This window comes from Streptomyces swartbergensis, assembly GCF_002148965.1.
Classification (GTDB): Bacteria; Actinomycetota; Actinomycetes; order Streptomycetales; family Streptomycetaceae; genus Streptomyces; species Streptomyces swartbergensis.
Genome location: NZ_NGFN01000364.1, coordinates 1 through 8,565 on the forward strand (window position 1 = coordinate 1; position 8,565 = coordinate 8,565).

Below are 8,565 nucleotides of genomic sequence, written 5' to 3' on the forward strand. Positions count from 1 at the left end.
GCTCAGGCTCCGCCTGCTGCGCCTCCTCCGGGAGGTCCGTCGGGGGAACTGCGTCTTCCATGCCCCGACGCTACCGCGAACCGCTGAGGTACCGTCGACCGCGATGGCCACGATCGAGGAGTGCCGCAGCGCACTCGACAAGCTCTCCGACAACATGCAGCACGCCGAGGGGAACGTCCGCGAGGCCGCGGCCCTGGACCGTTCCGTGAGCTGCCACATCACGGACCTGGACGTCACCTTCGTCGGCCGTATGCAGGGCGGGCGGATCGTCGTGCGCGACACGGTCCAGGGACCGCCGCCCGACAAGGCCGAGATCAGACTCGCCATGACCGGTGACGACCTGGTCGCGCTGGTCGATGGCGAGCTGAACTTCGCCAAGGCCTGGGGCTCGGGCCGGGTGAAGCTGTCCGCGGGCGTGCGCGACCTGCTCCAGCTCAGGAAGCTTCTGTAGCCGCCGCCTTCCCGGCCCCGGTCCCTGCTCCGACGCGTGCCTTGCGCGCCGCCGGCACGACCAGCGGCGTGCCCGTCTCCGGGTCGTCGATGACCTGGCAGCGCAGTCCGAAGACCTCCTCGACCAGGCCGGCCGTGACGATGTCCTTCGGCGCGCCCTCGGCGATGATCCGGCCCTCGCGCAGGGCGATGAGGTGCGTGGCGTAGCGGGCGGCGTGGTTCAGGTCGTGCAGCACGGCGACGAGCGTGCGCCCCTGCTCCTCGTGCAGTTCCGCGCACAGGTCCAGGACGTCGATCTGGTGCTGGATGTCCAGGAACGTCGTCGGCTCGTCGAGCAGCAGCAGAGGTGTCTGCTGGGCGAGTGCCATGGCGATCCACACGCGCTGGCGCTGACCGCCCGAGAGCTCGTCGACGTACCGGTCGGCCAGCTCGGCGACGCCGGTCTGCCGCATGGACTCCTGGACGACCCGCTCGTCCTCGGTCGACCACTGGCGCAGGATGCCCTGGTGCGGGTAGCGGCCCCGGCCCACCAGGTCGCCGACGGTGATGCCGTCGGGCGCGATGGACGACTGGGGCAGCAGACCGAGGGTCCGCGCGACCTTCTTCGCGGGCATCGACTGGATGGTCTGACCGTCGAGCACCACACGGCCCTCACTGGGCTTGAGCATCCGCGACAGCGCCCGCAGGAGCGTCGACTTGCCGCACGCGTTGGGACCGACGATCACCGTGAAGGAGTTGTCGGGTATCTCCACCGACAGTTGTTCGGCGATCACCCGCTGGTCGTAGGCGAGGGTGACGTTCTCGGCGGACAGACGGTTCACGGTGCTCCTTCGGTTCTTGCTCATATCCGGCCCGCCTTGCGTTCGGTGACCAGCAGCCACAGCAGGTAGGCGCCACCGAGCACGCCGGTGACCACACCCACGGGCAACTGCTCGGCGCCGAACGCCCGCTGCGAGAGCCAGTCGGCGACGACCAGCAGGGCGGCGCCCATGCACAGGGAGGCCGGCAGGTTCGGGCCGGGCGCGCGGGTCAGGCGCCGGGCCAGCTGCGGCGCGGTGAGCGCGACGAAGCTGACGGGACCGGCGGCGGCGGTCGCGGACGCCGTCAGCAGCACGGCCGCCACCATCAGCAGCAGCCGTACGCGCTCCACCCGCACCCCGAGGGCGTACGACACGTCGTCGCCCATCTCCATCATCCGCAGCCCGCGCGCGTTGCTCAGGACGAGCGGCACGAGCACGGCGCACAGCCCGAGCAGCGGCCAGACCTGGGCCCAGTCACGGCCGTCGAGGGATCCGGTCATCCACACGACCGCGCGGGCCGCGTCCACGATGTCGGACTTGGTGAGCAGATAGCCGTTGACCGCCGTGACGATCGCGGAGACGCCGATACCGACCAGCACCAGCCGGTATCCGTGCACGCCCCGCTTCCAGGCGAGCACGTAGATGGCGAGGCCGGTCACCAGGCCGCCCACCAGCGCGCCGAGGGCGACCTGGTTCGCGCTCCCGGAGAACAGCACGATCATGGTGAGCGCGCCGGCCGTCGCGCCCTGCCCGAGGCCCAGCACGTCCGGACTGCCCAGCGGATTGCGGGAGATGGACTGGAACAGCGCGCCGCCGAGTCCGAGCGAGGCGCCGACCAGCAGCCCGACCAGGACCCGCGGCAGCCGCAGTTCGTTGACGATGAACTCCTGGCCCGCGTTGCCCTCGCCGAACAGCGTCCGCAGCACGTCGGCGGCCGGGATCGGGAAGTCGCCGGTGCCGATGAGCACGACGCTCGCTGCGAGCGCCGCGACCAGCAGCAGGAGTACGACGGTGAAGGCTCGCACGTCCAGGCGCACGGAGAGCCCGCCCGGGGTCCTCACAGCACGGTTGGTGGTCTTCACAGCTGAGCCGTCCTCCGCCGTCGTACGAGATAGATGAACGCCGGCCCGCCGAGGATCGCGGTGACGATGCCCACCTGCAGTTCCGCGGGCCGTGCCACCATCCGGCCGATGACGTCGGCGCCGAGCAGCAGCACGGGCGACAGGATCGCCGCGTACGGCAGGATCCAGCGCAGGTCGGGCCCGGTGAAGGAGCGCACGACGTGCGGAACCATCAGCCCGACGAACACGATCGGCCCGCAGGCCGCGGTCGCCGCCCCGCACAGCACGGTCGCGGCCAGCATGGACAGCGCCCGCGTCCGGTTCAGGTTGGCGCCGAGCGCCTTGGCGGTGTCGTCGCCCATGGCCATGGCGTTGAGCGGCCGGGACAGGGCCAGCGCCAGGACCATGCCGGCCAGCAGGAAGGGCAGGACCTGCCGGATGGTCGAGTCGTTCGCCGCGGACAGCGAACCGACCGTCCAGAACCGCATCTTGCCGAGCGCCGCGTCGTCCATGATCATCACGGCCTGGAGGTAGCCGTAGAGCGCGGCGCTGATCGCCGTACCGGCCAGGGCGAGCCGCACCGGCGTCGCGCCCCGGCTGCCGCCGAGGAACCACACCAGCGCCCCGACCGCGGCCGCGCCGAAGAACGCGAACCAGACGTAGCCGCTGAGCGAGGTGACCCCGAGGAACGTGACGGCCGTGACGACCGCGGCGGACGCGCCCGCGTTGATGCCGAGCAGTCCGGGGTCGGCCAGCGGGTTGCGCGTGAGCGCCTGGAGAACCGCCCCGGCCAGGCCGAGGGCGGCACCGGCGAGCAGCCCGAGCACGGTCCGCGACAGCCGCTCCGCGACGACGACGTCGCCGTACGTCCCCGAATCCTCGAACAAGCCGTGCCAGACCTGCCCGAGGGACAGCTCTTTCGCCCCGATGGCGATACTCGCCAGCGCGACGAGCACCAGCATCACCAGGGCCAGGAGGAGCCCGACGGCACGCATCGCCCGTCGGGTCGGGGGCGCGGAGGCGGTCTCCGCGCGCTGTTCAGGGGGACTGTCGACCAACACGCAAGTTAGGTTAGCCTACCCTGCCATTCGATCTCGATCCCGGGCCCCGGCCGCAGCCACGGACGCCTGCCCGCCGAACCGCGGATCCAACAGTCACTCAAAGACCCAGCTTCGCCAGCGACTTCCCCCCGTCCAGCTCGCACACACCCGCACCGGCGGCCGTCCACGCCGCGGCGCACAACGCGCGCAGCCCGTCCAGCGCCTCGCCGTCCCCGTCGAGCTCCAGCCGGTCCGCACCGGCCCTCGCCGTCCAGCCACCGCACCGGAACCCGTCGCCGGCCTCGGCGACCTCCGGCTGGCCACCGAGCATCCCGCGCAGATCGGCGTCCACATACGTCGGCCGGTGCTGCGGCGGCGCGGCCAGCAGCTGCGCGCCGTCGGTCACGCCGGTCAGGACGAGCAGCGAGTCGACGTCCCCGTTGAACGCGCCCTCGATGTCCGTGTCCAGCCGGTCCCCCACCACCAGCGGCCGCTTCGCCCCGGTCCGCAGGATGGTCTCCCGGTGCATCGGCGGCAGCGGCTTGCCCGCGACCTGCGGCTCGGCGCCCGTGGCGATCCGCACGACCTCCACCGCCGCGCCGTTGCCCGGCGCGATCCCCCGCCCGCTCGGAATCGTCAGGTCGGTGTTCGAGGCGAACCAGGGCACACCGCGCGCAACGGCGTAACTGGCCTCCGCGAAACGGCCCCACGGCAGCTCCGGACCGCCGTACCCCTGCACCACCGCCGCCGGATCGTCGTCCGCCGACTCCACGGGCACGAGCCCGCGCTCGCGCAGCGCCACCCGCAGCCCCTCACCGCCGATCACCAGCACACGGGCGCCCTGCGGCACCTGCTCGCTGATCAGCCGCGCCACCGCCTGCGCCGAGGTGATGACATCGTCCGCGCCCGTCGGTATACCCAGCTCGGTCAGATGCTCGGCCACCGTGTCCGGAGTCCGCAGCGCGTTGTTGGTGACGTACGCCAGACGCATCCCGCCCGTCCGGGCCGTGGCCAGCGACTCGACCGCATGCGCGATCGCGCTCCCGCCCGCGTACACGACACCGTCCAGGTCGAGCAACGCCGTGTCGTACGCCTCGCTCAGGGCCTGCCCACTGCCCTCGGGCCTCGTCCTGACGCTCCGGCTCATCCCGCATCGCTCCTCGTTCGACGGCTTTCCCCCGATCATCCCCCATGCCACTGACACCCGTACGATGCCGGGATGAACACAGCAGGTCACTCGGAAGCAACGGAGCGCCGAGGCCTGGAACTCACCCCGTTCCGAGGCCTTCGATACGACCCCGACCGGGTCGGCAGCCTGGCCGCAGTGACGTCCCCGCCGTACGACGTCGTCGTCCGCCCCGACGGAGTGCACCACCTCGAGTCCGCCGACCCGCACAACATCGTCCGTCTGATCCTCCCCCAGGCCGCCACCCCCAGCGCCCGCAACGACCAGGCCGCCAAGACCCTGCGCCGCTGGCTGACCGAGGGCGTCCTGACCACCGACCCGGACCCCGGCCTGTACGTCTATGAGCAGCGCGACGGCAACGGCATGCTGCAACGCGGCGTCATCGGCGCCCTGCGCGTGTCGGACCCGGCCGAGCAGGTGGTGCTGCCGCACGAGGACGTCATGCCGCACATCGTCGCCGACCGTGCGGCCCTGATGCGGGCCACCTCGGCGAACCTCGAACCCCTCCTGCTGACCTACCGCGGCGACGACTCCACGACTGCCACGGCGGACCTGATCGAGCGGACCGCCGAAAAGCCACCGCTCCTCGCGACCACCACGGAGGACGGCTTCAGCCACCGCCTGTGGTCGGTCACCGCCCCCGCCGACCTGGCCACGATCCAGGCCGACCTGGCCCGTCATCAGGCCCTCATCGCCGACGGCCACCACCGCTGGGCGACCTACCGCCGCCTGCGCACGGAACACCCGTCCCCCAGCCCGTGGGACCACGGCCTGGTCCTCCTGGTCGACACGGCCCGCTACCCCCTCCGCGTCCGCGCCATCCACCGCCTCCTCCACGACCTGCCGGTCGGCGACGCCGTGGCCGCCCTGGACGACCACTTCCGCGTGCGCCGCCTCGAACTCCCGCTGCCCGAGGCCCTGGAGGCACTGGCGGAGGCCGCCTGCGCGGGCAACGCGTTCCTGCTCGCCGGAGACGGTGCCTTCCACCTCGTCGACCACCCGGACCCGGACCTCCTGGCCCGCACGGTCCCCGCCGACCGCCCCACCGCCTGGCGCACCCTCGACGCGACAGTCCTGCACGCCACGCTGCTCGACCACGTCTGGCGCATCCCCGAGGACTCCCCCGCGCACATCACCTACATCCACGACGCGGCCGCCACGGTGGCGAAGGCGGAACGCGACGGCGGCACGGCCGTTCTGATGCACCCGGTCCGCGAGGAGGTCGTCCGCGACCTGGCCCGGCAGGGCGTCACCATGCCGCGCAAGTCGACGTCGTTCGGCCCGAAACCGGCCTCCGGCCTGGTGCTGCGCGCGCTGGACCTCTGACGCACTGATTCTGACGCGCTGGTTCCGACGCACGAAAGGGGCGGATCCCGACCGGGATCCGCCCCCTCTGCCTCTACGCGAGGTCAGTCCTTCTCCTCCTCGGAGGCCTCGCCGCCCTCACCTTCGTCCTCACCCAGGGCGTCCACGAACTCCACACCGTCCAGCTCGGCGAGCCGGTCCGAGGCGTCCGTGCTGCCGTCCCGGTCGGCCTCCACGGCCTTCGCGAACCACTCCCGCGCCTCGCTCTCCCGCCCGGCCGCCAGCAGCGCGTCGGCGTAGGCGTACCGCAGCCGCGCGGTCCACGGCTGCACGGAGTTGGAGGCCAGCTCCGGGCTCTGAAGCGTCACGATGGCCGCGTCCAGCTGCCCCATGTCCCGTCGCGCACCGGCCGCGACGAGCCGCATCTCGACCTGCCCGGCCTTGTCGAGCTTGTGCACCTCGGGCGCCCCGGCCATGTCCAGTGCCTTCTCCGGCCGCCCGAGCCCACGCTCGCAGTCGGCCATGACGGGCCACAGGTCGATGTTCCCGGTCATCCGCTTGGCGGCCCGGAACTCGGCCAGCGCCTCGCCGTACTTCTGACTGACGTACGACGCGAACCCGGCGGCCTCCCGGACGGCGGCGACACGCGACGCCAGCCGCAGCGCCACCCTGGAGTAGCCATACGCGCCCTCGGGGTCCTCGTCGAGGAGCCGCGCGACCATCACCAGGTTCTTCGCGACATCTTCCGCGAGCGTCTTCGGCAGGCTCTGGAGCTCCTGCCGTACGTCCTTGTCGATCTCTTCGCCCGTGACGTCCTCGGGGATCGGCAGCCGCTTGATCGGCTCCCTGTCCCGCTCGCGCTCGTCACGGAACCGGCCGCCGCCACGCCGGTCGTCCCGACGGTCGTCGCGCCGGTCATCACGGCCCCGGAAGCCCCCGGGCCGCCCACCACGATCGTCGCGGCGCGGCCCACGCCCGCCACGATCGTCCCGGCCACGGAAGCCGCCACGGTCGCCTCGGGTGTCGCGGTCGCCGCGGGTCTCGCGGGTGTCGTCCCGACGGAACTCACCGCGTTCGCGACGGGGACCGTCATCACGCCGGAAACCGCCACGCTCGCCCCGAGGGGCATCGTCGCGCCGGAAACCGCCACGGTCCCCACGGTCGTCGCCACGGCGGTCGTCACGACGGTCATCCCGCCGGTCGTCACGACCCCGGAAACCACCGCGGTCACCGTCGCGCCGGAAGCCGCGGTCCMGGTCGTCGCCACGGAAGCCGCGGTCCCGGTCATCACGGCGGAAACCACGGTCCTGATCATCCCGGCGGTCTCCGCGGTCGTCACGGCGGTGGAATCCGCCGCGGTCGCCTTCACGCCTGTCATCGCGACGGTCATCCCGCCTGTCGTCCCGACGGTCATCCCGTCGGAATCCACCGCGCTGCCCACGGTCGTCATCTCCGCGTCGGACATCGCCCCGGCGGTCATCGCGCCGGCCGTAACCGCCGCCACGGTTGTCGTCACGCCGAAAACCGCCCCGGTCGCCCCTGTCTCCCCGGTCGTCCCGCCGCTCGCCACGGTCATCACGACGGAACGGGGGACGCTCCCCACGGTCATCACGCCGGAACGGGGGCCGCTCCCCACGGTCATCACGCCGGGAATCTCCCCGGTCGCGATCGTCCCTGCGCGGCCCTCGGTCGCGGTCGTCGCGCCGGCCGTAGCCACCACCACGGTTGTCGCCACCACCACGGTTGTTGCCACCGCCACGGTTGTCGCCACCACCACGGTTGTCGTCACGCCGGAAGCCACCACGCTCTCCGCGCTCGCTTCGCTCACCTCGGTCGCTCCGGCCGCTTCGGTCGCCTCCGCGGAAGCCGCCACGGTCTCCACGGTCCCCGCGCTGACCGCCGCGGTCGCTCCGGTCCCCCTCCCGTCGCTGCTGGTCGCGCTCCGGTCGGTCGTCGGGAGAGTTGGTGGACATGGTGACTCCTGTCTTCGGTACCGCAAGTCATTCTCGCGCAGCCGGCTGCCCAGCGCGCAGTGCAAAAACAAAAAGGACCCCTGGTCCCAGCTGAACGCTGGTGACCAGGGGTCCTTCCAAAGATTGTTCGGCGGCGTCCTACTCTCCCACAGGGTCCCCCCTGCAGTACCATCGGCGCTGTAAGGCTTAGCTTCCGGGTTCGAAATGTAACCGGGCGTTTCCCCTACGCAATAACCACCGAAACCCTAATGGTTTCGAGCGAACAAGCACACTCTTCAATTGTTTGTTCTGCTCAAAGCCGACAACTGTTCGTTGTCTCAGAACTAACACAGTGGACGCGAGCAACTGAGGACAAGCCCTCGGCCTATTAGTACCGGTCAACTCCACACGTTACCGTGCTTCCATATCCGGCCTATCAACCCAGTCGTCTACTGGGAGCCTTACCCTCTCTAGGAGGTGGGAATACTCATCTCGAAGCAGGCTTCCCGCTTAGATGCTTTCAGCGGTTATCCCTCCCGAACGTAGCCAACCAGCCATGCCCTTGGCAGAACAACTGGCACACCAGAGGTTCGTCCGTCCCGGTCCTCTCGTACTAGGGACAGCCCTTCTCAATATTCCTGCGCGCGCAGCGGATAGGGACCGAACTGTCTCACGACGTTCTAAACCCAGCTCGCGTACCGCTTTAATGGGCGAACAGCCCAACCCTTGGGACCGACTCCAGCCCCAGGATGCGACGAGCCGACATCGAGG

Annotated in this window: 8 protein-coding genes and 2 rRNA genes; 2 read left to right on the top strand and 8 right to left on the bottom strand. The window is 71.0% G+C overall.

Annotation, left to right across the window (positions count from 1 at the left end; all coding sequences use genetic code 11):
* The first annotated feature begins 103 nt into the window (after nucleotides 1-103).
* Nucleotides 104-451 (top strand): SCP2 sterol-binding domain-containing protein, encoded by a 348-nt coding sequence (locus tag CA983_RS36510; RefSeq protein ID WP_086605035.1) that lies wholly within the window; start codon nucleotides 104-106, stop codon nucleotides 449-451.
* Here CA983_RS36510 and CA983_RS36515 read toward each other — a convergent pair.
* From CA983_RS36515 to CA983_RS36530, 4 genes are all read right to left on the bottom strand, one after another.
* Nucleotides 435-1,295 carry an ABC transporter ATP-binding protein gene (locus CA983_RS36515; protein ID WP_086605036.1) on the bottom strand — a complete coding sequence of 287 codons (861 nt, stop codon included), beginning with the start codon at nucleotides 1,293-1,295 and terminating at the stop codon, nucleotides 435-437. The two genes, CA983_RS36510 and CA983_RS36515, sit on opposite strands and share 17 nt — an antisense overlap.
* A complete protein-coding gene (locus CA983_RS36520) occupies nucleotides 1,292-2,332 on the bottom strand; it encodes a FecCD family ABC transporter permease (protein ID WP_086605037.1) in 1,041 nt (346 codons plus the stop codon). Before CA983_RS36520 ends, CA983_RS36515 begins: the two co-directional genes overlap by 4 nt.
* Nucleotides 2,329-3,372: a FecCD family ABC transporter permease gene (locus CA983_RS36525; protein ID WP_086605038.1), complete on the bottom strand. Its 1,044-nt coding sequence runs from the start codon at nucleotides 3,370-3,372 to the stop codon at nucleotides 2,329-2,331. Before CA983_RS36525 ends, CA983_RS36520 begins: the two co-directional genes overlap by 4 nt.
* Before the next feature lie 97 nt (nucleotides 3,373-3,469).
* The gene (locus CA983_RS36530; RefSeq protein WP_086605039.1) at nucleotides 3,470-4,498 is read right to left on the bottom strand and encodes an HAD hydrolase-like protein; all 1,029 of its coding nucleotides are present in this window, start codon (nucleotides 4,496-4,498) and stop codon (nucleotides 3,470-3,472) included.
* Between the two features lie 72 nt (nucleotides 4,499-4,570).
* On the opposite strand from CA983_RS36530, the gene CA983_RS36535 reads away from it, so the two are divergent.
* The gene (locus CA983_RS36535) at nucleotides 4,571-5,863 is read left to right on the top strand and encodes a DUF1015 family protein (RefSeq protein ID WP_086605040.1); all 1,293 of its coding nucleotides are present in this window, start codon (nucleotides 4,571-4,573) and stop codon (nucleotides 5,861-5,863) included.
* A gap of 83 nt (nucleotides 5,864-5,946) precedes the next feature.
* On the opposite strand, the gene CA983_RS47335 is transcribed toward CA983_RS36535, so the two are convergent.
* The 4 genes from CA983_RS47335 to CA983_RS36550 all read right to left on the bottom strand — a co-directional run.
* Nucleotides 5,947-6,672, bottom strand: a complete 726-nt coding sequence (locus tag CA983_RS47335; protein ID WP_208637112.1) for a tetratricopeptide repeat protein — start codon at nucleotides 6,670-6,672, stop codon at nucleotides 5,947-5,949.
* The gene (locus tag CA983_RS47340; RefSeq protein ID WP_208637113.1) at nucleotides 6,564-7,724 is read right to left on the bottom strand and encodes a hypothetical protein; all 1,161 of its coding nucleotides are present in this window, start codon (nucleotides 7,722-7,724) and stop codon (nucleotides 6,564-6,566) included. The genes CA983_RS47335 and CA983_RS47340 overlap by 109 nt, the downstream gene beginning before the upstream one ends.
* Nucleotides 7,725-7,940: 216 nt before the next feature.
* Nucleotides 7,941-8,057: ribosomal RNA gene (rrf, locus tag CA983_RS36545) — 5S ribosomal RNA — on the bottom strand.
* 105 nt (nucleotides 8,058-8,162) lie between these two features.
* Nucleotides 8,163-8,565: ribosomal RNA gene (locus CA983_RS36550) — 23S ribosomal RNA — on the bottom strand; the annotation flags it as partial.